26 protein-coding genes are annotated in these 25,225 nt (G+C 43.6%); 7 read left to right on the forward strand and 19 right to left on the reverse strand.

Translation table 11 applies throughout. The annotated features are described in order from the left end of the window. Positions 1-10 precede the first annotated feature (10 nt). The 9 genes from GVO62_RS03860 to GVO62_RS03900 form a co-directional block, all read right to left on the reverse strand. Entirely contained in the window at positions 11-628 is a 618-nt protein-coding gene (locus GVO62_RS03860) for a response regulator transcription factor (protein ID WP_159117814.1), read from the reverse strand. Continuing rightward, positions 625-1,863: a sensor histidine kinase gene (locus GVO62_RS03865; protein ID WP_159117815.1), complete on the reverse strand. Its 1,239-nt coding sequence runs from the start codon at positions 1,861-1,863 to the stop codon at positions 625-627. The genes GVO62_RS03860 and GVO62_RS03865 overlap by 4 nt, the downstream gene beginning before the upstream one ends. 16 nt (positions 1,864-1,879) lie before the next feature. After that, the gene (locus tag GVO62_RS03870) at positions 1,880-2,209 is read right to left on the reverse strand and encodes a DMT family transporter (RefSeq protein ID WP_105929510.1); all 330 of its coding nucleotides are present in this window, start codon (positions 2,207-2,209) and stop codon (positions 1,880-1,882) included. A gap of 57 nt (positions 2,210-2,266) precedes the next feature. Next, entirely contained in the window at positions 2,267-2,890 is a 624-nt protein-coding gene (locus GVO62_RS03875; RefSeq protein ID WP_159117816.1) for a DUF7010 family protein, read from the reverse strand. Positions 2,891-3,079: 189 nt separating this feature from the next. Beyond that, complete coding sequence (locus tag GVO62_RS03880; protein ID WP_159117817.1) at positions 3,080-4,444, reverse strand: MFS transporter; 1,365 nt, start codon at positions 4,442-4,444, stop codon at positions 3,080-3,082. A 40-nt stretch (positions 4,445-4,484) separates the two neighbouring features. Then, positions 4,485-5,120, reverse strand: coding sequence for a BON domain-containing protein (locus GVO62_RS03885; RefSeq protein ID WP_236547057.1), 636 nt, complete (start codon positions 5,118-5,120; stop codon positions 4,485-4,487). Beyond that, positions 5,083-5,679, reverse strand: coding sequence for a phosphoheptose isomerase (locus GVO62_RS03890; protein ID WP_105929513.1), 597 nt, complete (start codon positions 5,677-5,679; stop codon positions 5,083-5,085). Before GVO62_RS03890 ends, GVO62_RS03885 begins: the two co-directional genes overlap by 38 nt. A 133-nt stretch (positions 5,680-5,812) precedes the next feature. After that, positions 5,813-6,154, reverse strand: a complete 342-nt coding sequence (locus GVO62_RS03895) for a YraN family protein (protein WP_159117818.1) — start codon at positions 6,152-6,154, stop codon at positions 5,813-5,815. Between the two features lie 5 nt (positions 6,155-6,159). Further along, a complete protein-coding gene (locus GVO62_RS03900) occupies positions 6,160-8,160 on the reverse strand; it encodes a penicillin-binding protein activator (RefSeq protein WP_159117819.1) in 2,001 nt (666 codons plus the stop codon). A gap of 141 nt (positions 8,161-8,301) precedes the next feature. Here GVO62_RS03900 and rsmI point away from each other — a divergent pair, with 141 nt between their 5' ends. Both rsmI and GVO62_RS03910 read left to right on the forward strand, forming a co-directional pair. After that, positions 8,302-9,138, forward strand: a complete 837-nt coding sequence (gene rsmI, locus GVO62_RS03905) for a 16S rRNA (cytidine(1402)-2'-O)-methyltransferase (RefSeq protein ID WP_159117820.1) — start codon at positions 8,302-8,304, stop codon at positions 9,136-9,138. Positions 9,139-9,262: 124 nt separating this feature from the next. Further along, entirely contained in the window at positions 9,263-9,526 is a 264-nt protein-coding gene (locus GVO62_RS03910; RefSeq protein ID WP_159117821.1) for a hypothetical protein, read from the forward strand. Positions 9,527-9,603: 77 nt separating this feature from the next. On the opposite strand, the gene GVO62_RS19325 is transcribed toward GVO62_RS03910, so the two are convergent. From GVO62_RS19325 to GVO62_RS03935, 5 genes are all read right to left on the reverse strand, one after another. Continuing rightward, positions 9,604-10,959 (reverse strand): CsgG/HfaB family protein, encoded by a 1,356-nt coding sequence (locus GVO62_RS19325; RefSeq protein WP_201282642.1) that lies wholly within the window; start codon positions 10,957-10,959, stop codon positions 9,604-9,606. 253 nt (positions 10,960-11,212) lie between these two features. Then, positions 11,213-12,343: a carboxynorspermidine decarboxylase gene (gene nspC / locus GVO62_RS03920; protein ID WP_159117822.1), complete on the reverse strand. Its 1,131-nt coding sequence runs from the start codon at positions 12,341-12,343 to the stop codon at positions 11,213-11,215. A gap of 153 nt (positions 12,344-12,496) precedes the next feature. Further along, a complete protein-coding gene (locus GVO62_RS03925; protein ID WP_159117823.1) occupies positions 12,497-13,699 on the reverse strand; it encodes a saccharopine dehydrogenase family protein in 1,203 nt (400 codons plus the stop codon). 283 nt (positions 13,700-13,982) lie between these two features. Beyond that, a complete protein-coding gene (locus GVO62_RS03930; protein ID WP_159117824.1) occupies positions 13,983-14,393 on the reverse strand; it encodes a hypothetical protein in 411 nt (136 codons plus the stop codon). Between the two features lie 169 nt (positions 14,394-14,562). Then, on the reverse strand, positions 14,563-15,579 hold the full coding sequence (locus tag GVO62_RS03935) for an AraC family transcriptional regulator (protein ID WP_236547058.1): 1,017 nt from the start codon (positions 15,577-15,579) through the stop codon (positions 14,563-14,565). Between the two features lie 100 nt (positions 15,580-15,679). Between GVO62_RS03935 and GVO62_RS03940 the strand changes: the two genes are divergently transcribed. The 3 genes from GVO62_RS03940 (at position 15,680) to add (ending at position 18,221) form a co-directional block, all read left to right on the forward strand. Next, positions 15,680-16,108 (forward strand): SRPBCC family protein, encoded by a 429-nt coding sequence (locus tag GVO62_RS03940; RefSeq protein WP_159117825.1) that lies wholly within the window; start codon positions 15,680-15,682, stop codon positions 16,106-16,108. Continuing rightward, positions 16,095-16,916 carry a sterol desaturase family protein gene (locus GVO62_RS03945; protein WP_159117826.1) on the forward strand — a complete coding sequence of 274 codons (822 nt, stop codon included), beginning with the start codon at positions 16,095-16,097 and terminating at the stop codon, positions 16,914-16,916. Before GVO62_RS03940 ends, GVO62_RS03945 begins: the two co-directional genes overlap by 14 nt. A gap of 291 nt (positions 16,917-17,207) precedes the next feature. Next, entirely contained in the window at positions 17,208-18,221 is a 1,014-nt protein-coding gene (add, locus tag GVO62_RS03950; protein ID WP_159117827.1) for an adenosine deaminase, read from the forward strand. Positions 18,222-18,290: 69 nt separating this feature from the next. Here the strand turns inward: add and GVO62_RS03955 are convergent, their stop codons facing one another. Both GVO62_RS03955 and GVO62_RS03960 read right to left on the reverse strand, forming a co-directional pair. Further along, positions 18,291-18,536, reverse strand: coding sequence for a DUF4282 domain-containing protein (locus GVO62_RS03955; RefSeq protein ID WP_159117828.1), 246 nt, complete (start codon positions 18,534-18,536; stop codon positions 18,291-18,293). A gap of 172 nt (positions 18,537-18,708) precedes the next feature. Further along, entirely contained in the window at positions 18,709-19,707 is a 999-nt protein-coding gene (locus GVO62_RS03960; RefSeq protein WP_159117829.1) for a 1-aminocyclopropane-1-carboxylate deaminase/D-cysteine desulfhydrase, read from the reverse strand. A gap of 165 nt (positions 19,708-19,872) precedes the next feature. Between GVO62_RS03960 and GVO62_RS03965 the strand changes: the two genes are divergently transcribed. Beyond that, a complete protein-coding gene (locus GVO62_RS03965; protein ID WP_159117830.1) occupies positions 19,873-20,376 on the forward strand; it encodes a chalcone isomerase family protein in 504 nt (167 codons plus the stop codon). A 60-nt stretch (positions 20,377-20,436) separates the two neighbouring features. Then, entirely contained in the window at positions 20,437-20,994 is a 558-nt protein-coding gene (locus GVO62_RS03970; RefSeq protein ID WP_105929524.1) for a DUF3833 domain-containing protein, read from the forward strand. Positions 20,995-21,054: 60 nt separating this feature from the next. On the opposite strand, the gene GVO62_RS03975 is transcribed toward GVO62_RS03970, so the two are convergent. The 3 genes from GVO62_RS03975 to aceK all read right to left on the reverse strand — a co-directional run bounded on the left by GVO62_RS03975 (position 21,055) and on the right by aceK (position 25,090). Then, positions 21,055-22,458 (reverse strand): HAMP domain-containing sensor histidine kinase, encoded by a 1,404-nt coding sequence (locus GVO62_RS03975; protein WP_159117831.1) that lies wholly within the window; start codon positions 22,456-22,458, stop codon positions 21,055-21,057. Next, the gene (locus GVO62_RS03980; RefSeq protein ID WP_105929526.1) at positions 22,455-23,135 is read right to left on the reverse strand and encodes a response regulator transcription factor; all 681 of its coding nucleotides are present in this window, start codon (positions 23,133-23,135) and stop codon (positions 22,455-22,457) included. Before GVO62_RS03980 ends, GVO62_RS03975 begins: the two co-directional genes overlap by 4 nt. A 221-nt stretch (positions 23,136-23,356) precedes the next feature. Then, positions 23,357-25,090, reverse strand: coding sequence for a bifunctional isocitrate dehydrogenase kinase/phosphatase (gene aceK / locus GVO62_RS03985; protein WP_105929527.1), 1,734 nt, complete (start codon positions 25,088-25,090; stop codon positions 23,357-23,359). Between the last annotated feature and the right edge of the window lie 135 nt (positions 25,091-25,225).

Here is a 25,225-nt window from a genome sequence, read left to right on the forward strand (position 1 = left end):
TGGCCAGCAATTAGAGCCAGCCTTTTTGTTTCGCTATGCGAGCAGCGTCTACCCGGTTTGTGGCGTCTAGCTTAGATATCGCTTCTGACAAGTAGTTTCTTACGGTTCCTTCAGATAAAAACAGCGACCGCGCTATATCTTGAGTTTTCAGCCCTTCTGATGCCAGCTTAAGCGCCGACATTTCTTTTTTTGATAGCGGGTTGTTGTCATCTAATGCCATTATCGCAAGCTCGGTGGAAATTACCTTTTCTCCGGCAGATACGTCATGAATTGCCTTTATTAAATAGTCGCTATCCGATTCTTTTAAAATAAACCCTTTTACCCCTAAACTTAACGCCCGCTTGATATAACCTGGTTTTGAAAATGTGGTCATAAGGACCATCTTGGTACTGAGGCTTTCATTGGCGAGATGAGCCGCTAAATCTAGTCCAGATACCAGCGGCATTTCTATATCGCTCAAAATGATATCGGGCGCAGGGTGTTCATTTAAATAATTAATCGCTTCTTGTCCATTGCTGCACTTACCGACAACAGTTAGATCGTCTTCTAATGACAAGAGCATGGCTATGGCATCGCGAACCAAAGACTGATCTTCAACGATCAAAATAGTAGTGACTTTTGAATTCATAGCGCAGCCTTCATAGACGAACTTTGATCAACGTTGAGTTGAAGAATGACAATGGGGTGGGGGGTAAAGGAAATGTCCACATTGGCATGGATAGATGCGGCGCGCTCTCTAATTCCCATTAGACCGTTCCCTTCTTTTATCGACTCACTGCTCTTAACAATTCCATGGTCTTTATAAGTCATCTTCACGGTCTGTTCGTAAACTTCAACACTGAATGACACCGTGTTTCCCGTTGAGTAGCGCAGTGTATTTGTCGTAAGTTCCTTGATAATAAGTGCGAGCTGACTTTCTTGTTTTGTACTTAAACGTGCGTCTTCTCTGTCTTCAATATTGGTAATAACGGTAAAGCCATTTTCTTCCAAAAGCGCCTTATCTTTCGCTATTTCATCACAAAGCGAAAGCTGCTTAATATCTGATACTGCTTGGCGAATATCGCTCAACAAAGACTGAGAAAGCTGGGCTAATGCTTTCACTTCACGATGAGCCTCTTCGATTTTGTCTTTACTTATCAGTTTATCGGCCAGCTGCGCCTTTAAAGAAATGGAGCTAAGAGCGTGTCCTGCTACATCGTGTAAATCTCGACCTATACGCTCACGTTCGGCTATCGCGGATAATACCCTAAGGGCTTCCGCCTGCTGGCTTTCTTTTAAGCCGTGAAGCGTTTCTTTTCGCTCCATAACGCCAAAGCCAAATAGAACGATGCTGTTCAACAAGGAGGCAAGAAGGAGGAAACCAGCACCGTCAAATACGGAAAAGTTTAATGATGTAAGTAGTACCATCATGGTGCTGATGGTAAGTATGCCTGTTCTCAGCGAGTTATAGTACCCGACGATGAAAGCAATAAAACCTACAATTGTTGCAGCTCCTGGATTTTGGAAGCTGCAAGCCACTGATAATAAAAACATCAGCAGCAAAAAGCTCGGCAGTGTTTTAGCGGGTTGTTTTATAGCTCTAATGTAAAGAGTGACGAAGCAAATATATCCTGCTGATTGAAATATCCATGTTTCAACAGGTAGTGGGCGTGAAATAATCAGTGGGACAAAGAAAAACAGCGAAAAAAATAAACTGCCGTGCGACCAGCGTTTTTTGCGTCCATTTCCCAAAAGCGGCATGACCGGCACCATATCGTTCTTGTCTACATGGCTTATAGATTCCCCCATTTTCGCAGTGCCATCACCTACATGAGCGGTAGGCACTGCGCTGGTGTTATTTATTATGTGGTTTTGGCTGCGCATTGCGAGTATTTCGTCCTTACTGAAATACAACGGCTGACTTGCTAGTGATAAGCAAGGTGCCCGAGATAATTAACATAATACCTAGCACGGCATAAATGTCGAAAGTTTGTTTCCAAAATACCACCGAAGCAGCGGTGATAAGTGCGATACCCATACCTGACCAGATCGCATAGGCAACGCCAATCCCCATGTTTTTTAAGACCATGGCAAACAGCATTCCGGACACAGTATAGAAAAATATAGCGCCGTAGCCGAACGCCCACTTTTCCCAGCCGTTAGACATTTTAAGTAGCATGGTAGCGGTAACTTCCGTAACGATAGCAATGGCTAAAAATAAGTAAGTCATGATGAATTCCTTTTGGTTGTTTTGTTGTAGAGCGTATTCTATTGCGGTAAATCGTGCTTAAATTGGTATCTGAGCGTTTGCTCTTTTCTTCACATTGCAGGTTTGAAAGCGACGTTCGAGTGCAATTAAAGAGACGATATAAACTGAAACTATGACCGCAGATATGGCTTCGACACGAGCATCCGGGAACAGATACCAAGCGCCAACAATGCCAAAGGTTCTTGCGATAGTGTGGAAATAACCTACCCAGTGTTCAATAGCCCAAGATAGTGGCATCCACATGAGTCCAGCTAAAATTCCTATGCTAAGAGAAACCGTTGTATGGTCTATCGCCGCAACCGGAAGTGCGATGGCGAACACCAAAAGGCTCATTAGCATGCCAACGAAAAAAAGGCGATCGAAGCTATTTGATGTGGCCTTTTTAGCAAAAAATCGCTCGCCGGTGAGGTATGACAGTCCAGCACCTAAGTAAAAAATAGCGCCAGTACCGATATACAGCATCCACGTGATTGTTAATTCTGACACAAAGGGAGCGCTCGCGCCTAATGTTGCCCAAACAATAGTACCGGCCAGTGGCATTGCGATGAACCGGTTCTGTTTAAAGCTTTCGCGTTGCTGTTCAAGCGTTGGCTGAGTTCTTTTTAAGCTGATAGCTGTGCGAGATGACGATACCTGTTCCATTTCTTTCTTACCTTTCTTGGTTATTTCGATAGGTCAAGTATGCGTGAGTGTTGTGCTTTGGGTTAGTCACAAAAATCATCAATAGTATGTGACATTTGTCACCAAATGCTTAGAACAGGCTAATTGAAAAAGGTCGACTGGCGAGAGTAATTAAATGCTTAGTTTAAGTTACTACGAGTACTTTAAAGATTATTGCGTTTGCTGCTTTTTCTTTGTTTTGCGTTTATTTAATACTGATACACCGTCTTCTTTTGAAAGTAGGAGGCTGTCGTAAATACTGACAAGCGCTATCGCTCCCATAAACAGCATAGCGATAGAAAATGTTTGCAAGTTAGGTGTATCAGGGCTTTGTTCTAATATAAGCGCTGCAACAGCGATGGCAAGGGCTGAAAGCGTGATGCCTAAGCCTCGATTCATTTGCATTAGAATCGCGCCCAGCGTGTTCGCGTCTCGCATTTTAGTGGGCGGTACGTCTGCAAAGGCAATGGTGTTTAGCAGCGTTAAGTGCATTGAGCGAGTCACACCGTTTACAAAAAGTATTGTTGCTATCATTAATGAAGAAGTGCTGTGGTTAATGAAAGCAAAAGCGAAAAAGCCAAGCGCGATAAGCACGCCATTCACTACTAGCACACGTTTAAACCCAAATGTGTTCATTATCCACGTTGTCGCAGGCTTAATCGCCAAATTCCCTGCAAAAAGCCACAGTAATAAAGAGCCAGCCTCTACGGGTGTGTAACCCAATCCAAGCTGCAGCATTAGCGGCACAAGAAACGGGGCGCTGCCTAGTGCTACACGCACAACAGACCCGCCATAAACAGAAAGCCTGAACGTTTTGTGCTGCATCGCATCGAATGAAAATAGCGGGCTTTTGGCTGTTTTTACGTGCCTTATGGCAAACATCATAAGCACTATACCCATGGTAATAACGGCAAGTGACTGGACTAGTTTGTCGCTGGTACTGGCTAGGAATTCAATGCCTGCCATAAACAAGGCGAATCCGACCCCAGTAAGAAGAAAACCCTTCACGTCGAATTTACCCACATCGCCTTTGGTATTCCTAAGCAAATACAGAGACGCCACAATGGCAATAGCGCCCAGTGGGATATTCATGTAGAAAATCCACTGCCAGCTAAAGTGTGTTGCTATATAACCACCAAGTACGGGGCCGAGCAGTGGAGCACTCAGCGCAGGCCATGTAATTATAGCCACGGTTTTTACCAGTTTTTCTTTTGGCAGATCACGCAGCACAACAAGGCGACCAACAGGGACCATCATGGCGCCGCCCAACCCCTGAAGAATTCGCGATAGCGTAAACTCTAATAAGGTTGTGCTTAGCCCACAAAGTACAGAAGCCAATGTGAAAATAGCAATAGCCGCGATAAAGATAGTACGAGCGCCGAATTTATCTGCAACATAACCACTCAGCGGAATGAAAAGAGTGACGGCGACCAGGTAGGCTGACACGCCAATAGAAAGGTGGGCTGCCGGTACATTAAAGTCGGCAGCAATTACGGGGAGCGCCGTAGTAATAACGGTAGCATCTAAAATTTCCATAAAGAGCGCCCCTGCAACCAAAAGGGCAGTGGCTAACTCTCTATTGAACAATTTCAAAGGCTCTAACGACGCGAGCAACACCTGTAATATTACGCGCAATATCAACTGCTGCGGTAGCTTCCAGATTATTCAAGCGGCCCATGAGAAAGACCTCGGAATCTTGAACAACTACTTTAACCTGTAATGCAGGGACACGCTCATCGGCAACGATTTTAGTCCGCACTTTTGAGGCCAGCCAGATATCGTTAGCCTGCGTTCCTGCACCAATAGGTTCGCCAATACGAATTTGGTTGTGTATCTTTTTAATGTAGCTGACTTCTTGTGCTCGTTGAACGGCCTCGTCTACCAGGCCCTGATTGGGCGCTTGACCCGTCAGCAACGCCACGCCGTTGTAAACATCAACTTGAAGGTTGGCTTGGTCTTTTAGAGCGTCGCTTTTTGACCATTGGTACGACACAGCCGCGTCGGCATTTTGATCGTCTAGCTGTGTACCCACAGTTCGTCTGTCATTAGCCACTTTTGCCGCCATCGCGCCCGCGGCACCCACCGCTACGACACAGCCTTGCAGGCTCAGAACCAAAGCAAAAACAGTTCCCAGTAATCCTAAATATTTAGCGCTTTTAATCATAGTGCTGTGTTTACTCATCACCATGGTCAGCAGGGAATAAGCTATCATCAATACATTCACATAAATTGTGAATGACTAATAAATGCACCTCTTGAATGCGCGCAGTGCGGTTCGACGGTACGCGAATTTCTACGTCGTGCTCACTTAAAAAGCCCGCCATTTCGCCACCGTCTTTACCTGTTAACGCAACAATGGTCATATCACGAGAAAGTGCGGCTTCCATTGCTGCAATAACGTTGCGTGAATTGCCGCTTGTAGATATTGCTAAAAGAATGTCACCCGGCTGACCGAGTGCGCGAACTTGCTTCGCAAAAATTTCATCGTAGCTATAGTCGTTTGCAATCGAGGTAAGTGTAGAAGTATCTGTACTCAACGCTATGGCCGGAAGGCTCGGACGGTCGCGCTCGTAGCGGTTCAGCATTTCAGAAGAGAAGTGCTGTGCGTCTCCAGCAGAACCGCCGTTTCCGCAACTCAGTACTTTATTTCCACGAATAAGCGCTTCAACCATCATATTGGCCGCTTTTTCGATAGACTCAGGCAGTATTTCTGAAGCTGCAATTTTGGTTTGAATGCTTTCTGTAAAGTTCGCTTTAATTTGTTCAATCATACTTCTAATCTCTTTTTAAAAAGACGGGGAGTTACGGATATGAAAAAAATTACGGTAATTTGAGTAACAACGTACACCTAAATACACCGAAATCGTATGCTTTGCTCTTTTAACAATGCGCAAAGAAATATCTCTAGCCTACGTTTTTCAACCATTGAAGGTTATGCCCGTCTATGGCGATAACGTCAATCCGTAGGGGAGTAGACGTTGAGTTAAGACCATTATCTAACAAATAGAACTCAAACGCAGCCTGAATTCTCTGTAGTTTTTTAGCAGTAACAAATTCCAGCGCACTGCCGAACTGGTTTCTTTTTCGGTATTTAACCTCAACACATACAATGGTGTTTCCATCTTGCATCACAAGGTCAAGCTCCCCCCGTCTGGTGTAATAATTTCGACACCTAAGCTCAAGGCCTTGTTCTATCAAATATTTACAGGCCTTATCCTCTCCTGCATTCCCTTGCAGTTTTGACATAGTATTTACTCCGAAAGCATTCTTACTTTTTCGTTGCGTATAATGGCTTGCGGCTGTTTGCGTACAACTTCACCTCGTTGGTTTAACGATAAATTGCCCGTCAGTCCGTCGTGAGAAAGGTATTTCAGCGTATTAAGCATACCTAATTGAGGTAAAAGCTGATAGGCATCAAAGCCAAACGCGAATAATCGCTTCTGCATGGTGTTTTGGTTTTCCCATGCTTGTTGCACCTCTTGTTCTAAAGGTTGCCATTTATGTGACGGCATCAACCATGGCATGTCTATAAAGTGAACGTTTTGCAAATCACGCCATTGGTTTTTACCACTGTCGTAATCCATTGAGCGAGAGGTGGCATAAACGGGCACCTGCTTGCCATCGAAAGGATTTAGGCTCGCTTCAATAATAGGATTAAGCAATTCCGTGTCTTGTGGTGAAGAGAACGCAACGATTGCATCAATATCCCGTCTACTGCGGGGCATGTTGTACACTTCATCGTTGGTCATATACTCGATTTGGTTGATACGTTCGTTACTTTGCGCAACGTCCAACGCTTGAGTGATGCCCTCGCGAAGCGAATTGCTGTCGTTGAACGTGACCGACGTAATATTTGCGCGCTGTTTGTTTTCTGCGCTGTTAAGTGCTTTCCAGTGGGTTTTGAACGTGTCGTCCATTCGTTGATAAAGACTGTTTTGTGCCGCAATTACAATAGGCGCTCTATAGCCTTTCTTAAAAATGAGTTCGGCAAGCTGCTTCGCCTCATCTTCTGGGGCAAGACCATAATAATTCAGGGAAACAGGTAAATCTAACGCTCCGATTTCATCTTGTGTCTTTGGCTCTGCCAAGTCCACATTACTCGCTTTATTTTCAACGTCTGCTCGTTGAGTGGCAATGGAATAGGGCGTAGATTGACCAAGAGAACTGTCTGGCAACTCTTCGGGACGGTTAAGAGCCAATACATTTATCCCAATGGGTAAATTAGGTATTAGGCTTTCGATGGTTTCCTTTAACAAAGGGCCTATAATAAATTTAGTGTCGCCAATCTCGGTAATCAATTCCTGGCTGTCTACGCCGTTGGTATCAATAAATCGCAAGCGCGGTAAAAGGTGTTCATCTTGGCGCTTTTCCACATCGGTATAGTACGCCGCGATAATGCCGTCTTTTACTACTTGCCCGGAACGCGCCAACCTTCCAGAAAGCGGCAGCAGCACCGCAATATCATTAGCTGCCGCGTCGGTGAGCTTAGAGGCTTTAACAACGTCTCCCGGCAACGCGTTTTCAAGTACGTGACCGCGATACACCTGCGTGAACTGCTTTAAATTATTGGCAAGTTTAATGGGTGATGACGCGTATTGTTCGGTGAGTTCTCGCAATGTAAGAAATGGAGCTAGTGCTGGATACTCGTCTCCAATAGCATTTAGCGATTCTTTCGGCAAAGAAGTAATCCATTTCCATACTTGTTCTACTTTTTGCTCGTCTGACAAACGCGTTTTTAATACGCTATTTGCCGCTGCCGCAAGGTTACCTTGCTGAGAGTAAAGCTTTGTTTGAAGTTCCGCTTTTTGGTAGGCCGTTTCGTCAGTTTCGATTACGTTGTCAAGCATGGCCAGCAATTCTTCTGGGGCTGCACCGGGCAAATCTGTATAAGCTTTAGTTATTAGCAACGAATAATAAGACTGGTTTGCACTTGAAATGCCGCCTTCTTTAACTTCAAAGAGAACTTGTTGTGCGTGCACCGGCTGTTGGTTTTGGATGTATAAGTCAGCAGCTTGGAGCAACAAGGTATCGCGCTGATTTTTGTCACGTGTACGGGCCCACACTCTTTTAGCTTCAAGTAGCTTATGTTCTGGCGTTACATTATCGTCAACTTGTGTAGTTTCAATAGGTGAAGGCTTCACTTCCACAGGTTTAGATTGAGATTTAGGCGTGCTTCCACAGCCTGCTAGCAACAGAACAGAAGCAACGGCTGACAGCGTAAACATTTTTCCAGCTTGTCCGATATGACGCACAGTTTCATTCCTTTTACATCGTGATAGGTCAAGTTTATCTTAACCACTGTGAAAATCTACGCTTGCCAGCATAATCTGGACTAATGGCGTGTTACACTTATCGCATTATCTTTATACCTAACGAAAGACTACACCACTGCTATGACAGACACCGCAACCCTATATATTGTTCCAACGCCTATCGGTAATTTAGATGACATAAGCGCCAGAGCCATTCGCATTCTTAGTGAGGTTAACTGGATTGCGGCTGAAGACACCCGCCATAGTGCCCGTCTTTTACAGCACTTTAGCATTGGTACTAAAACACTTTCGCTACATGAGCACAATGAAGATAAGCGAACGGCAATGCTTTGTGAGCGGTTGAAAGGCGGAGAGTCGGTAGCGCTAATTAGTGATGCCGGTACGCCGCTTATCAGTGATCCCGGCTTTGTGTTAGTACGCAAATGCCGAGAGCAGGGCATTCCTGTTAGTGCGTTACCTGGCCCATGTGCTGCCATAACGGCGTTAAGCGCTTCGGGGCTTCCTACCGACAAATTCATGTTCGAAGGTTTCTTACCAGTTAAGACACAAGCGAGAGAAGGTGTGCTGTCTTCTCTTTTAGACAGAACTTTCACCACTGTTTACTACGAGGCTCCACGCCGAATTTTAGACACGGTTACCGATATCCAGCGCGTACTGGGAGAGCGTCAAATAGTTGTAGCAAAGGAGCTTACTAAAGCCTTTGAAACTTACGTGAGTGGTAGCGCACAGAATGTGCTTGATTATTTAAATGCTGAGCCCGCCCATCAAAAAGGTGAGTTTGTCGTCATGATCGGCCCCGCTCAAATAAGTGAGCAGGCCATTCCAAGTGAAGCGATGTCGCTGTTAAACACGCTTTGTGAGCATATGCCGCTGAAAAAGGCCGCGGCGGTGGTCGCCACTCACTATGACTTGAAAAAGAATGCGCTTTATCAAGCCGGACTTGATGCAAAAGCGTAATTATCTATGCTGACTGGTATTAGTCTCCAGCAAGATTGATCTTAAGCGTATCTGTTTAATACAAAGTAATAGATTCAATATTTGCCCTAAGTGCTCGAAGGGCAAAATGCTAAAGGAGGCGCAGATGACTAAGACACTAAAGATCACCATGTCGGAAGGCAAATGGTTGGTAGATATATTCTCTCAAACGAATGACTCTGGCGTTTACGATTTAATCCATCCAAATGATGTGACAGAAGTCTCATTGAACGAAGGTGAGATGTACGGCTTTCGCTACAGTTTGCAGGGGAAGCCTGACACAACCTTTAAAATAGAATTAGGTGATGACGTCCTAGCTGAAGGAGACATTGACAAATCTGAAGCTGCTTCGGGTAGTGGTGTGGTATAGCTATAACGTGTTACTACTCTCAAAAGTATTGAGAGCCGAAGCCGCAATTTGAGGCTTCGGGTTCAATGTTCTAATAGCTAAATACCCTCTGGGAACAAGCTTTCTTTTGTTACTACCTGTATGCTTTCAATAACTTGACGCACTTCGTCGTCAAGTTTTTCATTTCGAAGCGCTAATGTTCGGTTTCGCTCAAACAGTTCAGTGTGGCTTTCCAACCTTTTTCCCATCTTTCTCCATGCTTGAACTCTGGCTTCATAAGGCCATGCTTCAAGTTCAATGCGATGAGAGTCTAGCTGAGTTAGAAGCATGGTAGCGGCTGCCGCCATAGACATTCCGCCTGGCCAGTTAGGGTTATTATTCTCGGGGTCGAAAGAGACGAACGCAGTCATTAATGGGCCATAGTTTTTCAGCCAGTCATAGTACCTATTAAAGGCTTTTTCATCGTATTCATCGACGTCAAAATTGTAAGACCTGCGGTCTGAAACGGTGACCCTAGAAGGGGTGTTGTCGACATAGACGGCAGTAGTTGTTGTTGAGGTAGTTATCGCTGGTGCGTCGGTGGCATCAGGCATTGGGTCATCGGCTCCGCCCACGGTTAATCTTCCACCTTTGCCTAGGCCTCCTTCCACTTCTTGGGCTTTATATGAACGAAGCGCCAGAACCATTTGGTTGTAAGAGTCTGCAAATGCGGTTACCAACATTTTTCCTTCAGGCGTTTTAGAGAAGCCTCCAGCGCCTCCTGCTGCGGGGCCCGCGAACATACCGCCAAATAAACTAAAGTCATGATTAGCTGCGCTACCGGTTGATGATGAAACTTGCACGCCGGAACGATTATCGATGAGCAGTAAAGAGGTGGCCGCTTCATTCTTACTAAAACCTCCCCCGACAATAGAACCTAATGTGCCAAAAAGGGCACCGGCTATGGCTTTACCGCCTTGTGTTTTTTCAGCAAACAGAACCGATGGGCTTAGCGTATAATCAGCTGCTACCATTTGTCCGCCGCCTATATTAGAGCCCGCTCGAAGTTGCCCTGTTTGCATAAGCTGGCGTTCAGTATTCATTGCGTTCATTGCACGGCCGCGCTCCACAATCACAAAGCAGCTAGACTGTTGGATCATAAGCCTGATAACAGGAATAGTACTGCCGAGCTTTGGATAGGTCCTGCGATACTCTGACCACCAGGGTAAGCTGGTGTCTTCAAACACACTCAAAGTGCCAAGTGTTTCGTCACAGCTTTCTAGCTGTGCATTATTGTTCGAAGCACTAGCACCACCGGCACCACCACTTACCGCGCCAGAACTGCCTCCTCCCATCGATGGTGTGGTAGACATACAAGCCGTGGTTAAAAACACCGCGCTGAGCGCAGAGATGATGGGTTTGGCAAATGTGTGTACTTGATCGGTACAGTTTGAGCCTAGATTATTCTTCTTCACAATCAATTCCTCTGATAAAGATAAGATATAACCGAGACAGGCAATTTTTGATGACTTGGTACAACACCTGAATTCGGTGCTGAACAAAAGACGGCGGAGGTTTTAGACTCACCCTAGATAAGGCTAGTAGGTCGAAATTCCCTTTTGACTACTCAACAATGTCAAAATAGCATTTGCGAAGATGGGGAACAAGCAAATTGATCAAATATTGATCAATTTGCTTTTATATATACTTTAATATAAGACTCTAATCCTAAGACAAACGGCCTTTAAAGTCTTCGTAGCTGAATTCACGCACTAATTCGAAGGCACCACTTGAACGCAAAATGCCAATAGCAGGGTGCTCTACGCCGTTGAAGAACGTAGTTTTCACCATGGTGTAGTGCATCATATCTTCAAATTGTAATCTATCACCAGCCTTGAGCTTAACGTCGAATGAATAAGTATCAATAACGTCACCAGCAAGACACGAATTGCCCCCTAGCTTCACGTTATGTGCTTTTTCATCTGGCATACCTGCACCTAAAATGGCAGGGCGGTAAGGCATTTCCAAAACGTCCGGCATGTGAGCGGTAGCCGAGATATCTAAAATGGCAATATCACCTTCATTTTCGACCATATCAACCACTTCACAAATGAGCGGGCCAGTTTGCCACGCAACGGCCGAACCTGGCTCAAGGATAACATCTAAATGAGGGTAGCGAGCCTTGAAGTCTTTTAAGGTTTTGATGAGATGCTCAACATCATAACCTTCACGGGTCATTAGATGCCCGCCGCCTAAATTTAGCCACTTCAACTGGCCTAACCATTTACCAAAGCGTTTCTCTATGGCTCCAAGGGTACGTGCCGTGGCAAAAGAGTCGCATTCACAAAGGTTGTGGCAGTGAAAACCTTCAATGCCCGATAAGTCCACGCCTTCAAGTTCACTCGCACGAATACCTAAACGTGAGCCCGGCGCTGCAGGGTCGTACAATGGCGTGTCTGCTTCCTGATGTTCAGGGTTGATACGAAGGCCTAAAGACACATTTGCTAGTGCGTCTTTATGCGTATTCCACTGAGACAAGCTATTAAAAGACAGGTGATTAACCAAGCCCGCTAGTTCTTTTGCGTCATTGGCTTTGTACGCTGGAGAATAAGCATGAACCTCTTTACCCATTTCAGCCGCGAGTTTTGCTTCCCAAACCGAACTTGCCGTCGCGCCGTGCAAATACTGTTTGATAATGTCAAAGCAAGACCACATCGAAAAGCCTTTAAGCGCAAGAATAATTCGCGCGCCAGACTCGTCTTGAACTCGTTTCATTAGCTCAAGGTTTCGTATTAGTTTTGCTTCTTCCAATACATAGCAAGGAGAAGGAATATCAGTGCGTTGGGTTAAATCAGCCAATGGGGTAGAGCTCCAAAAATATAACTGCTTCTAAGATCCGAGAAAGTCCTACTGTATTACACATGTACTCATAGCTCAAAGTTAAGATGAGTAGGGAGAATAACCGAGGCTTCAATTAAAAAAGGCGCTTAGAAAAAGCGCCCACATGTTTAATTACTTCGTGAAAGGGCTACTTTCACATTCAAGTACGTGCCATGGAAGACCGTGCTCGTTAAGCATGTCCATGAATGGATCTGGATCGAATTGTTCCATATTCCATACACCTGCTTCTTTCCACGTGCCGTTAAGCATAAGCGCCGCACCGATCATAGCCGGAACACCTGTGGTGTAAGATACCGCTTGGGCGCCTACTTCTTCGTTACATTTAGCGTGGTCACAGTTGTTGTAGATAAAGATAGTTTTTTCTTTGCCATCTTTAATACCTGTGATGTAGGTACCAATGCACGTCATACCGCTGTAACCTTCGGCTAGTGAGCCAGGATTAGGTAGCACTGCCTTTAAGAACTCTAGTGGTACAATCTTCTGACCTTGGAAATCAACTGGCTCAATGCTAGTCATACCAATACCCTCAAGTACACGCAGGTGGTTTAGGTAAGCATCACCGAAAGTCATCCAGAAGCGCGCGCGCTTAAGGGTTGGGAAGTGCTTAACAATAGATTCCAACTCTTCGTGAAACATCAGATAAGACGCACGAACACCAATGTTTTGGTAGTCTAGGTCTTCACGTACACTAAGAGGGTCGGTTTCTTTCCACTCGCCGTCTTCCCAGAAACGTCCGCGCTGAGTAATTTCACGAATGTTGATTTCAGGGTTAAAGTTGGTCGCGAAAGCTTGACCATGATCGCCACCATTACAGTCAACGATATCAAGGTAGTGAATTTCGTCGAAGTAATGCTTCGCCGCGTATGCCGTGTAAACGTTAGTAACGCCAGGATCGAAACCACTGCCAAGCAGAGCCATGATGCCCGCGTCTTTGAACTTATCTTGGTAAGCCCACTGCCACGAGTATTCGAATTTTGCTTCGTCTTTTGGCTCGTAGTTAGCAGTGTCTAGGTAATCAGTGTTAGTTGCAAGACATGCATCCATGATTGGAAGGTCTTGGTATGGTAACGCTAGGTTGATTACTAGGTCTGGTTTTACTTCGTTGATAAGCGCTTCGACTTCTTTTGCGTTATCTGCATCAACAGCGAAAACACCTTTAACGCGATCTGCACCAACTTCTTGCTGTAGCGCTTCACACTTAGATACCGTGCGGCTTGCTAAATAAATTTCGTCGAAATGTTGCGGTAAACGTGCACATTTTTTCACAGTTACCGACGCAACACCGCCAGCACCAATAATTAAAACGCGAGACATAATAACTAATCCCTAATTTTGCTAATGAATTTTGGGCTGAATGCTAGCAGACCAACCGGATTTGGCAAGCAAAGACAGCCCATGACAGTACAAAAAATTTTAATCGTAACAAACAATATGAAGGGTAGTAGGCAGCGAAAGAAAACTCCCTTTTAAATCAGAATTTTCACTTCGCCACCTCTTCCTATGTATTGTATTACATAAAAATGTTTCACCGATGTGAAGCCTTGTATAGGCTTACACAAGGCAGCCCGTAAAAACAATGCGAATTAAAGTCGCTTTTTTAACGTGTAACGGCATCGATAGGTGGTGATATAACGACTTTACCGTCTACCTTGTAGTAAGGATAGAGAATAAGACGTTCTTCATGGTCGGGTGTGGCGGTTGCAATTGCAATGGCATCTAGCGTTTTGCTATTTTGTGTGTTTACGGTCGCGGCATAGACCAAAACGCTGTAACTGTCCGTATCCGTGGTCGTATCAATAATTCGCCACTGCAACTGTTCAATGAGTTGAGATTCGCGCTTTTTACCCCGGTCCTCATCATTGAAAATACAGCCAATTCGACCCTTCTCATAAATGGCCGCAAAAGGATAAAATACATCACAAACGGGTAACATATACTCACATAACTGCAGTGACTTAGAAACCAGAATGCTCAACGGCGTTGGCAATGAAACTGGACGGTCGATCATAGCTTATCTCCTGTGAGTTAGCGTTGCTAGACACGCGTTAATACCTACGCTTTCAACGTCACAATAGTTTAATAATCGGCAAAGAGACAGAAAAATTAATGTGTGAGAGGTAGGTTAATTTTCACTAGTGAACCCTTTCCAGCATTGTCTTCCCGTTTAACAGGTTGCGTCATTCTTTAGCGATTAGATGCTTTTTATATTTCATCGGCGTGGTCGAAAACCACTTTTTGAAGGCATGAGTAAAGGAAGATTGCTCGTTAAAGCCAAGCAAGTCTGCGGTGTCGGCAATCGTGTGGTTTATTAATAGTTTATCCACGCGTGCTTTTCGCTCATCATTCAATATTTGCTGAAAACTTGTTCCACTGAGCTTAAGTTTCCTCTGCAGGGTCCTGGAACTGATAAAAAGTGCATTGGCAATACGCAGCTGATCGCAGTTTTTAAGTGTTGGATTAGCCTTCAAAAGTGCAATTGCTTTGTGTTTTATTTCTTCATGCTTATTTTTTATAAATTGGGAAGCAGCGCTTTTGCTTTGACTCAGGAGTTCCTTTTCGGTTACTTCTACAAGCGCATTAAACATCGCTTTGTTCTCGCTTGTAAAAGGGACGTGGAGTAGGTGTCTAGGGAAAATAATAGAGTTGGAATCAGCATTACCCGTCACCTTACAGCCAAACCATTCCTGCAGTATTTCTTGCTCTGATTTGTCCAGTGAGAAAGTGAAGGTTATCGCAGTAAGTTTGCAGGATGGGCCTAAAATTTTGTATACCGTTGCAACCCAAGCCGTGGTATTGCGCAGCACCATCTGTTTGCAGTCGATACATCGCGGCGTCCATTGTATGCGCGTGTCATCAATCTCATAAAGCACGGTCGTAGTGCCGATATCTGCCACTAATGCATCGAAGCGCGTTAATGCTTGAATGGCTTGTTCGAGGTTCTCGCAACTTTCAACTAAGTACCCCAGCACACCATAATCTTTGGCCTGAATATGTTTACCTAGTGCGAAACCGAACAAGGGATCACCGGTTAATTCTGCCCCTTTGTTGAGTGAACTTATGTAATCTTCCATCAACACCCTGCTGCAAGTTAAAGGATCAGGGCGCAGGGGAACGGGTATCTCTTTGTCGTCAATTCCTAGACTAATCAAGAAACTCACAACGCTTTGTTGATAGGCTGACGATACAGATGGCATCTTGTTTGTCGCAAAATAACAAAAATACTGACGTATTAACGCAAGATAGGTCGCAAATGTCAAATTATGCTATTCATTGTTTATACAAGGTAAGTAAGACATGGTTAACGTTTTTTATCAGAAAAATATCGCAACAACGCCGCGGGTAATTCGCGATACCTTACTTGACCATCAAAATCTAAGCGACTTTTTCAATGCGTCGTTCAAGATTATTCAGCCGGAAGATGATAATGAAGTTGGCGGTGGCAAAGGCTGTGTAAGGGCGGTAACTATTATAGGCGTATGCTTTAAAGAGCAAATTGTTCACGCAGACGACCAATATATTGAATATACCGTAGTTGGTGATTTTCCCGTTAAACAACATACTGGGGTGATAACGTTTACGGCCCATGAAAACCATACTCAAGTTTCTTATCGCATTACTTGCCGTGCACCTTGGTATTTACCCGCTTGGTTGCTGGAACGCCTGTTACAAAACGATGTTGAGCAGTGTTTGAATAAGTTAGGAGCCCGTTTTGATCCCTGTTGAACTTATACTACTTGGTTTAAGCCCAATTTTTCTTCTTTGTGTTTTAATTGAATACAAAAAAGCACGGCAGTTTTATAACGTTAAAGACAGCGTGAACAATGCTCTTTTAGCCTTGCTTCACCAAGGAACCGATGCATTAGTGCTGCTTCTTCTCATGCCTGCGCTCATTTGGCTTCACCAATATTCGCTGTTTGAGATTGAGCTTACTGCTATTTCTCTCGTAGCCGGTTTTGTACTTCAGGATTTTTTGTATTATTGGTTTCATCGCGCTTCACACAATATTCACTGGTTTTGGCTGGCACACGTGGTACATCACAGCTCTACAAAAATGAATTTCACTACGGCCTTTCGACAAAGCATTTTATATCCATTCGTGGGCATGTGGTTGTTCTGGGTACCAATGATTGTAGTGGGGTTCTCACCAAGCCTGGTATTTGCAATTGTGGCAATAAACTTGGCCTATCAATTCTTTGTTCATACGCAAACCGTTGGAAACTTGGGCTGGGTTGAATATGTGTTTAATACGCCTACTCATCACCGTATTCATCACGCGACAAACAAGCCTTACATCGATAAAAATTACGGTGGTGTGCTAATTATCTGGGATAGATTATTCGCTACCTATGCTGAAGAAGATAAAACAATAACGATAAAATACGGCATTGTAGGCAAATTGCCCAGGGATAACCCTCTTAGTGCTAATTTCAGTCAAATAGGCGTGCTGCGTGAACAGCTTCGACAGGCAAATGGAGTAAAAGCAAAGCTAAAGAGACTGTTTGGCTATCCTGTTGAAGATTTACTCCGATGAAACTCGAGAGTCTAAACTATGCTTTGCTATCGCCTTCAAACTGCACGGTTTTACTCGCAGTAATGCACCAAAGTAAAGCACTTCGTTGAAGTAGACTAAAAATAATGCAGATGTGTCATTTGAATAAACTTTCTATCTACAACGATTTGCAATACAAGCAACAGGCCTACACAAACACTTGCTCTTCCCCGGGCGCAATTTTTGCAGTTTATCTTCTTCATGGGTTACAAAACGATGCCTGCCATGTTTTTGCACTAAACAAAAAGGGCGCAAAGTTGCTAGAGGATTTTAATGAAAGAGTTTATAGAAAGTATGCCGAAAGCTGAGCTTCATGTTCATATTGAAGGTACGTTGGAGCCAGAACTAAGTTTTGCTTTGGCACAGAAAAATAAAGTTGCACTAAAAGCCAAAACACCAGAAGAAATGATAAATGCGTATGACTTTTATGACTTACCTTCTTTCCTTGATATTTACTATGCAGGAATGAGTGTGCTCATAGAGGAGGAAGACTTTTACCAACTCACCATGGCATACCTCAAAAAAGCTGCAGAACAAAATATCGTATATTCAGAACTTTTTTTTGACCCCCAGGCCCATACAATTCGAGGTGTGAGTTTCGATACAGTTATTAATGGGATAACCAAAGCGCAAAAAGATGCTCAGACTAAATTGGGTGTAGAAAGTCAACTTATCCTTTGTTTTTTGCGAGATATGTCGGCTGAATCAGCAATGAAACACCTCGATATGGCTAAGCCACATCTTGATAAGCTAATAGGAGTTGGGCTTGATTCTGACGAAAGAAATAACCCGCCATTAAAGTTTGCAGACGTATTTTCAAAAGCTCGAAGTTGGGGACTTAAACTAACAATGCACTGTGATGTCAATCAAGATAATACTCTAGAACACATACGTCAGGTTATAGAGGATATTAAGGTCGACAGGATTGATCATGGTGTAAATATTCTCGAATCTGATGTTTTGTGCGAGCTTGCAAGGTCAAGAGGTTTAGGACTAACTGTCTGTCCCGTTTCAAACAAGTTTGTAGTTCAATCACTTACCTCTAGTGAATTGAAACAAATGCTACGAAAAGGGTTGCTGGCTAGTATCAACTCGGACGATCCCTCTTATTTCAGGGCCTACTTGAACGAAAATTTAATTGCTTTGCAAGACGAAGGGCAATTCAGTAAAGAGGAGTTAGTCACACTCGTAGAAAATAGCTTTAAAACCAGCTGGCTCCCCGAGAAGCGCAAATTGGAATATTTAGATACACTAACGCGCTATACAGAAAATAACGCTGTCGCGTAAATCCGCGTTTCGGTATTACCGTTTTATCAATGAAGGTGCTGATTAGATCAGCACCTCTTCAATACTGAACTACTCTTTGCTAGCAATTTTCTGAAGATTGCTATGAATTTTAAACAGTACGATAAGTAGTTCGCACCAAATTCTTGCACCAATACAACCAGATACAATAATAAATAAGCCGTATATAAAGCTCGCGTCATACCCGACAAACATCGTTGTTACGCCACTTACCACTGATCCTAAAAGCAAAAGCCAATAAACAAAAGTGATTATTTTAGGGGTGAGCATTGAGTCAAAAAAGAAAATATCTTTCATAATCATTCCTTGATGAAGTTTGCAGGTAGCAAGCGCTAATTTTTATGCCGCATCCTGCGACAAACTTCTTGTTGTTATAGTTGTTAAGTAATCATAAGAGTTGTGAGCGAGCCCACAAAGCTAGTTGTAACATTGAAATGAAGTTAACGCAACGCTATGTTATTAAAAGGCTTTATCTTGCACCCTGCAAACCGCCTGTGTGCAAGATAACAATCTGTGAACCGTTTTTGAACTTACCTTTAGCCAGCATATCTTTAACCGCCCAGAAAGCTTTTCCCGAATATACGGGCTCTATTTCAAAAGGCATTGTTTTATTAAAATCATCGCAAAATGCCACAAGTTCAGGTGGTGCTTTAGCATATCCGCCCCAGTGGTAATTATGGTCAATATGCCAGATCTGCTGAGCAGTCTGAGTAAGCGTTTTTGAAGCGTTTTGTTTCGTTTCGATTTCACCGACACTTTCACACTTAAGCGAGTCAGGCAGGAACTGTTCTACCAATTCTTCCAGGTATCCTTCACCTTTGAGTACGCCTATTCCTATAGCCTCGCGAACAGGAGTGAGCATATCTTGACCTGCTCTAGGAGTGTGTTTATCTAATTTATCTAGCGCTACAATAATTCCAGCTAATGTGGCACCGCTAGCCACTGGCGCGACCATAACATCAAATTCAAAGTCGATTTCATCCATCATGTCTTGAAGACCTGCAAGTGCGCGAGCCTGACTTCCTCCTTCTGGAATAATGAGGGCGTCAGTATATTTGGTGTGAAGTTCATTTAGATATTCGCACTCATTCCGTCTTTGGTAAGTTTTTCTATCGACGTATTCGATTGTTGTTTCCCACTGAATGAGATCTTCAATCATTGGCGAAGGATTAGCAGAATAATTTCCACGAATAATGGCAGTAAAAGGAATGCCAAGTTTAAAACAGATAAAGCCCAGAGCGTGAAGATGATTAGAAAAGCCACCGCCGAAACTTATGATTGTTTTGGGTAATGGATGCGTTAGCGAATGGCTTAATTTTCGCCACTTGTTACCTGAAATTATCGGGTGTATCGCGTCGTCTCTCTTTACATAAAGCGATACGTTTTCCGCACCTTCCCAATCGGGAGAAAAAGATATCAAAGGAGAGGGAAGGTTAAGGGACGTTTTGAAAGCGTTAAGCGATAGCACGTTAAGAACCTGGTCTTATTTGATCAAATGCATGTTGGCGAGAGTATAACCAGATATAAACGCAATAAAAAACCTGTAATTTTTATTACGCTGATATAGAGCATTCCTATGGTAACAAGAACAATTCACGTTTTTCTCTTATCCCTTTTGGTGGGAGCAATGTTTATGTCGAACAAGACATTCGCACAAGATGAAAATTCACAAAACGCAAGCGCTGATCGTATAGAAGAGTATGTACCTAAAGCGAAACTTGTGGGTAAAGGCATGTTTTCCTATTACTTTTGGGATGTTTATACTGGCGAATTATTTGCCCCTGAGGGCACATACAACAATGCGCCACCATTTGCTTTGCGCTTAACTTATCAAAGAGACCTCGAAGGGAAAAAAATTGCTGAACGTTCTATTGATGAAATGAAGAAGCAAGGGGACGTGTCTTCAGATAACGCTCAAAAATGGCTGGCTTTGATGGAAGACATTTTTCCTGATGTCAGTGAAGGAGACGTTATTACCGGCATCGCAACTGAAGATGGCAAAAGTATTTTCTATGTGAATGGCGAAATGTCTGACGAAATTCAAGATTCCACTTTTACTCAGCGGTTCTTTGATATCTGGTTGAGTGAGAAAACTTCAGAGCCAAAGTTTAGAAAAAAGTTGCTCGGCAAGGGGTAAGAAGGGCAGAACTCTTTATCAAACCCATACATTTTAACTGATTACGTAGGACATTATTCGATGATAAAAAGTGCGTGTAAACTCGTTTTAGGCCTTAGCCTCGCTACATTGAGTGTTGCTGGACTATCAGGCTGCTCCGTCTCTGTAGAGGGGGAAGACTATCAGTCAGTGACGCCAGCGTTTAATATCGAACAGTTTTTTGACGGCAATGTGAAAGCTTGGGGTATTGTTCAAAATCGCTCTGGAGAAGTCGTACAGAGGTTTGTCGTTAACATTGATGGGTCTATTGACGGGGAAACGCTTACGTTGGATGAAACGTTTGATTATGGCGTGGGCGATGGGCCCGAATCTCGGACTTGGAAAATAGTAAAGCAAAGTGATAATACCTTTATCGGTAATGCGGGAGATATTGATGGCCCTGCAAAAGGTACTAGCTATGGTAACGCATTCAATTTCCATTACCAGATGGATTTGCCAGTAGATGATACAACCTATTCAGTAACGTTTGATGATTGGTTTTGGGCGTTTGATGATAGCACCATGATGAACCGTTCATACATTCGCAAGTTCGGCCTAGTCATGGCTGAAGTAACTATATTTATGCAAAAGCAGCCATAAGGCTGCTTCAATCTTTGGTCTTAACAAATTACTTTTATCGCTATTTATTTCAATGTGTTTCTATTTGGGAAAGCAAAACACCACGCCCAATCCATGCCCTTTCATTAAAGGGTCGTGTACGAACCACGTTTGTCCGTCGTGTAGCTTTACTATCGCGGAAACGAGAGATAAACCCAACCCGTTCCCTTTACTGGTTCTACTACCATCGGCCCGATAAAAACGACGCTCTAAATTTAATATCTCGTGTTCACCCACGCCTATGCCTGCATCATTTACTGCAATAACAATGTGTTTGTCCGTAGTTGTTAGCTGAACAGTAACAATACTATCTTCGTTTGAATATTTAATAGCGTTATCTAATACATTGGCTACAGCTTGAAAGAGCAAGTTGGGGTCGGCGAGCATAGTCACGTTTTCAAGCTGACTGGACAGCTGAATATTGCGTTCTTCAGCAAGAGGGTGGTAAAGATCAACCACGTCCTCGACGATAGCTCGGGCATCTGTGCTGCAGAAGCCTTCTTTTTTATTCGTGGTCTCAAGACCACTTATGCGTAAAAGGCTGTTAAACATATTAAGTAAGTTGTCAGCTTCTTGGGTTGTTTCACTGCGAAGCTCGTCGTCTTCAATTTTTTCTAGCGTGTTGCGAAGTCTTGACAGTGGCGTTCGCAAATCATGAGCAATGCTATCTGTAACCGACTTGATGTTATTTACTGAACTTTCAATAGTATCGAGCATCTGATTGAAAACGAATGAAAGGCTGCTTAAATCATCCCAGTTACTGTCTATCTCTAAGCGCTCTTCAAGACTACCGGTTTTGATAATTTTGTCGGCGGTCTGTGACATGCGGTTAATTCTATTTACGACATAAACGGCGATAGCAAAACTGAGGATACTCAATGTGCAAAGTAAAACCACAATAATCCAGCTAAACGTTTTGCCAAACCATTGTGCGCTGTATAAATCGTCGATACCACGCCCAACGTAAAGTTCGTACTCACCTAAGTTTGTCTCTCTCATTAGCGCTTGATGAAGTATTTTACGAGAATCACTGTTTTGGCGAGTAATAACGATTTCAGCAGTATCAAAACTCGCCCCTTTGTGGCGTTCTAGCACCAGCGGAACGGAAGACAAATTACCTGCCACAATCTGATTTTCTTTACTTAACGCAATGAACGAACGCAAATTATTGAAAACGCCCCCCTGGGAACTGGAGATGGACGCGTTTGGGGAGAGACTATCTGACCTGATGGAGGCGATTACCGCTTCTATACCAAGTTTCTCGTGAAGTGTGATTAATGCGTTCGTTTTGGCGTTAACCGCAGCGTTGGATTCAGAAATAAACAAATCACTGCTGGTTAAGCGCCAAAAATAAACGATAAGAACAATAGCAATGCAGGCTAGGGTAGTGAGCAAAACGCCTACGCGAAAACTTGAGCTACGCGTAAAGTCGCGGATCGCTATCATGCAAGCTCGTCCGCTATGCGGTACCCTGTGCCTCTTACTGTTTCAATTAACGGAACGTTGAACGCTTTATCTACTTTTTGACGTAAACGGCTTATGTGCACGTCGATTACGTTGGTTTGCGGATCGAAATGATAATTCCAAACCTGCTCTAGCAACATGCTGCGCGTTACCACTTTGCCCTTGTGGCGAAGCAAGCATTCAAGCAACTGAAACTCTTTAGACTGTAAATCGATTTCTTGGTCGCCACGAAGCACCTTGCGGTTGACTAAATCAAGCGTTAAATCACCTACTTTTATAAGGGTTTTGTCTTCGCTCTCTTTATTTCGACCGGCTAGCCCTTCGACACGAGCGAGAAGCTCTTCAAAGGCAAACGGTTTTGTCAGGTAATCGTTGGCGCCTGTGCGAAGGCCCCGAACTTTATCTTCAACTTGGCTCTTTGCGCTGAGTAACAAGACTGGAGTGGTATTTCCTTCCTCACGAAGTTTCTCTAACACTGAAAAACCGTCGAGTTCAGGTAGCATCACGTCTAATATTACGGCGTCTAATTCACTTTGCGACGCTTCGCGGTAGCCAGATGTTCCATCACCCACGGTAATACATTCATGCCCTTCGCCCAATAGTCCATTAGCAATGTGCGAGGCAACTTTAGGATCATCTTCTACAAGTAGCACTTTCATTATTACGCTTCTTTTGGTTATCAACATTCACACGCTTGTTTGGCGTTGCTATTACCTCGATACCTCAAGTTTTAACAGCAAGCGAGTTCAAGCAGTCGAAAAGCATTAACGCTTTATATTTCTTTTACGAACATGGAGCAATGAAACGATCACTTTTAAGCTTTTATGCATATAGCGTGTTTTTGAGACGTTAGTTTCACCTTTGAGAGGAGCGCAATTTTTTACTCTCCTCTGTCAAACCGCATAGTCGCGCTGTAGGGTGTAAAGTGTTGTACATCACCCCGTGCACATTTCTCCTGTACGCCGTGCCAATACTCGGGCGTCATCAAATCACCGTGAAGCGATTTCAAAATATCTTTAAACTTACGTTTTCCTACAATGAAATGTTCAAATTGCTCAGGAAACACATCGTTAGGCGCTACCGATAACGTGTCGATTGCATAAGGATCATCAGATTTTGGCAGCGCTCTAAAGTTACGCTCGTTCATTAAACAAATTTCATCATAGTCATAAAAGATGACCCGTCCGTGGCGAGTAATACCAAAATTTTTGTGAAGCATGTCTCCAGGAAAAATGTTAGCCATTGCTATCTGCTTAATACATAACCCCAATTCATCGAGAGCACGCGTGATTTTTTCTTCATCAGTTTCTTCTTGCAGATACAAATTAAGCGGGGTCATTTTTCGCTCTATGTACATGTGCTTGATAATCAACTCTGTTTCAGTAAATTCTAAACTCGATGCACAGGTTTCTTTAAGTTCGTCGATGAGTTCAGGCTCTATCCTGTCTAAAGGAAATCTAAAGTTTACGTATTCGTGAGTATCTGCCATTCGGCCCACGCGGTCAGACATCTTAACCAACTTGTAGCATTCTTTGACGTGATCGCGGGTAATTTTTTTACTTTCTGCAAACTCGTCTTTAATAATCTTGAACACCACACCGTAAGAGGGCAGATGGAATACCATCATGACTAAACCGCGAATACCGGGAGCAGCTTCAAATTTATCGTCAGACTCATCCATGTGCTGTAAAAAGTTTCGATAAAAAACCGTTTTGCCGTGTTTGTAATGACCCATGGCCATATAAAGTTCGAAATGTTTCTTGTTCGGCAAAAGCTCTTGAAGAAAGGCCGCCACCTCGGCAGGGTTTTGGGTATCTGCCATAAAGTAACTGCGAGCGAAACCGAAAATAACGCTTAAATCTTTTCGGTCAGTAAGCAACGCGTCGACAAACATATGAGGCTCATTGTATCTTCGCATGGCGATGACAAACGGCAGCGTCTCATCAGGCATGCAAATTCGGCCAATCAAGTAAGCGGCTTTACCACGAAAGAAGGTAGGCTTTAAAATTTCAACTGCCTGAACGCTGGCTAACTGTTCTTTGTTCAACCTTGCTCGAAGCGCCTTCTCAAGATGCTGCAAATCCCGCTCGAAGTTTTCAAACGGAATGTTGTATCGATAGATCTTAAAAATCGACTCATACATCTCGCGAACCGTTGTTGTGGTGTCAAAGCTATTGATGACTTTGTCTCTGTCTTGCCCTGGCAGAAAGCAGCGGCTTGGCAGTACAAACATCATGTCGTTGTCAATTTTTCGATGTTTGAACAAACGGCCTATTACCGAGTTATAAAAGGTTTCGGCAAGCTCAAACTGAGGGTGACCTTCTAGCTGCAAAGCGAATACTTTCTTAAGTTCCTGCCAAAAAGCATCGTCTTTTTGATGTACTTGCGTTAGGTGATATATTTCGGCCACTGCGTCAGAAAGGCTTTGTTCATAAATAGTGATACGCTCTTTTGAGGCAAGCTGCGTCTCTTTCCAGTTGCCCTTCTCAAACCTTTCTTGAGCGCCACGTGTAATCCGAGTAAACCATCGATAGCTCTTATCGAAATGAGACAAAATCTGATAGGCAACTTTTTTAACTAACTGCTTGTCATCATTAGAGGCTAACTCGTGCATTGGCGTATTTCCTTGTTTTGTAGCGTACTAGATCTATCATAAATCTCTTCTGTTTCAGAGAAAACTTTGGTTTATAACCAGAATAAGTCGAGCATTATTAGAGGCTTTTTATATTTCATACCAATCCGCATAGAT

Origin of the sequence: Alteromonas sp. KUL150, assembly GCF_009811475.1 — a bacterium.
Classification (GTDB): domain Bacteria; phylum Pseudomonadota; class Gammaproteobacteria; order Enterobacterales; family Alteromonadaceae; genus Alteromonas; species Alteromonas gracilis.

What these genes read in the sequence shown, in the direction of transcription:
- GVO62_RS03910 (WP_159117821.1), top strand. Translation starts at nt 9,263, where the DNA reads ATGACTAAGACACTAAAGATCACCATGTCGGAAGGCAAATGGTTGGTA.
- GVO62_RS03890 (WP_105929513.1), bottom strand. Translation starts at nt 5,679, where the DNA reads ATGATTGAACAAATTAAAGCGAACTTTACAGAAAGCATTCAAACCAAA.
- GVO62_RS03930 (WP_159117824.1), bottom strand. Translation starts at nt 14,393, where the DNA reads ATGATCGACCGTCCAGTTTCATTGCCAACGCCGTTGAGCATTCTGGTT.
- GVO62_RS03975 (WP_159117831.1), bottom strand. Translation starts at nt 22,458, where the DNA reads ATGATAGCGATCCGCGACTTTACGCGTAGCTCAAGTTTTCGCGTAGGC.
- GVO62_RS03870 (WP_105929510.1), bottom strand. Translation starts at nt 2,209, where the DNA reads ATGACTTACTTATTTTTAGCCATTGCTATCGTTACGGAAGTTACCGCT.
- GVO62_RS03965 (WP_159117830.1), top strand. Translation starts at nt 19,873, where the DNA reads ATGTCGAACAAGACATTCGCACAAGATGAAAATTCACAAAACGCAAGC.
- GVO62_RS03860 (WP_159117814.1), bottom strand. Translation starts at nt 628, where the DNA reads ATGAATTCAAAAGTCACTACTATTTTGATCGTTGAAGATCAGTCTTTG.
- GVO62_RS03875 (WP_159117816.1), bottom strand. Translation starts at nt 2,890, where the DNA reads ATGGAACAGGTATCGTCATCTCGCACAGCTATCAGCTTAAAAAGAACT.
- add (WP_159117827.1), top strand. Translation starts at nt 17,208, where the DNA reads ATGAAAGAGTTTATAGAAAGTATGCCGAAAGCTGAGCTTCATGTTCAT.
- rsmI (WP_159117820.1), top strand. Translation starts at nt 8,302, where the DNA reads ATGACAGACACCGCAACCCTATATATTGTTCCAACGCCTATCGGTAAT.
- GVO62_RS03865 (WP_159117815.1), bottom strand. Translation starts at nt 1,863, where the DNA reads ATGCGCAGCCAAAACCACATAATAAATAACACCAGCGCAGTGCCTACC.
- GVO62_RS03935 (WP_236547058.1), bottom strand. Translation starts at nt 15,579, where the DNA reads ATGCCATCTGTATCGTCAGCCTATCAACAAAGCGTTGTGAGTTTCTTG.
- GVO62_RS03940 (WP_159117825.1), top strand. Translation starts at nt 15,680, where the DNA reads ATGGTTAACGTTTTTTATCAGAAAAATATCGCAACAACGCCGCGGGTA.
- GVO62_RS03880 (WP_159117817.1), bottom strand. Translation starts at nt 4,444, where the DNA reads ATGGAAATTTTAGATGCTACCGTTATTACTACGGCGCTCCCCGTAATT.
- GVO62_RS03955 (WP_159117828.1), bottom strand. Translation starts at nt 18,536, where the DNA reads ATGAAAGATATTTTCTTTTTTGACTCAATGCTCACCCCTAAAATAATC.
- GVO62_RS03970 (WP_105929524.1), top strand. Translation starts at nt 20,437, where the DNA reads ATGATAAAAAGTGCGTGTAAACTCGTTTTAGGCCTTAGCCTCGCTACA.
- GVO62_RS03980 (WP_105929526.1), bottom strand. Translation starts at nt 23,135, where the DNA reads ATGAAAGTGCTACTTGTAGAAGATGATCCTAAAGTTGCCTCGCACATT.
- aceK (WP_105929527.1), bottom strand. Translation starts at nt 25,090, where the DNA reads ATGCACGAGTTAGCCTCTAATGATGACAAGCAGTTAGTTAAAAAAGTT.
- GVO62_RS03885 (WP_236547057.1), bottom strand. Translation starts at nt 5,120, where the DNA reads ATGATAGCTTATTCCCTGCTGACCATGGTGATGAGTAAACACAGCACT.
- GVO62_RS03925 (WP_159117823.1), bottom strand. Translation starts at nt 13,699, where the DNA reads ATGTCTCGCGTTTTAATTATTGGTGCTGGCGGTGTTGCGTCGGTAACT.
- GVO62_RS03895 (WP_159117818.1), bottom strand. Translation starts at nt 6,154, where the DNA reads ATGTCAAAACTGCAAGGGAATGCAGGAGAGGATAAGGCCTGTAAATAT.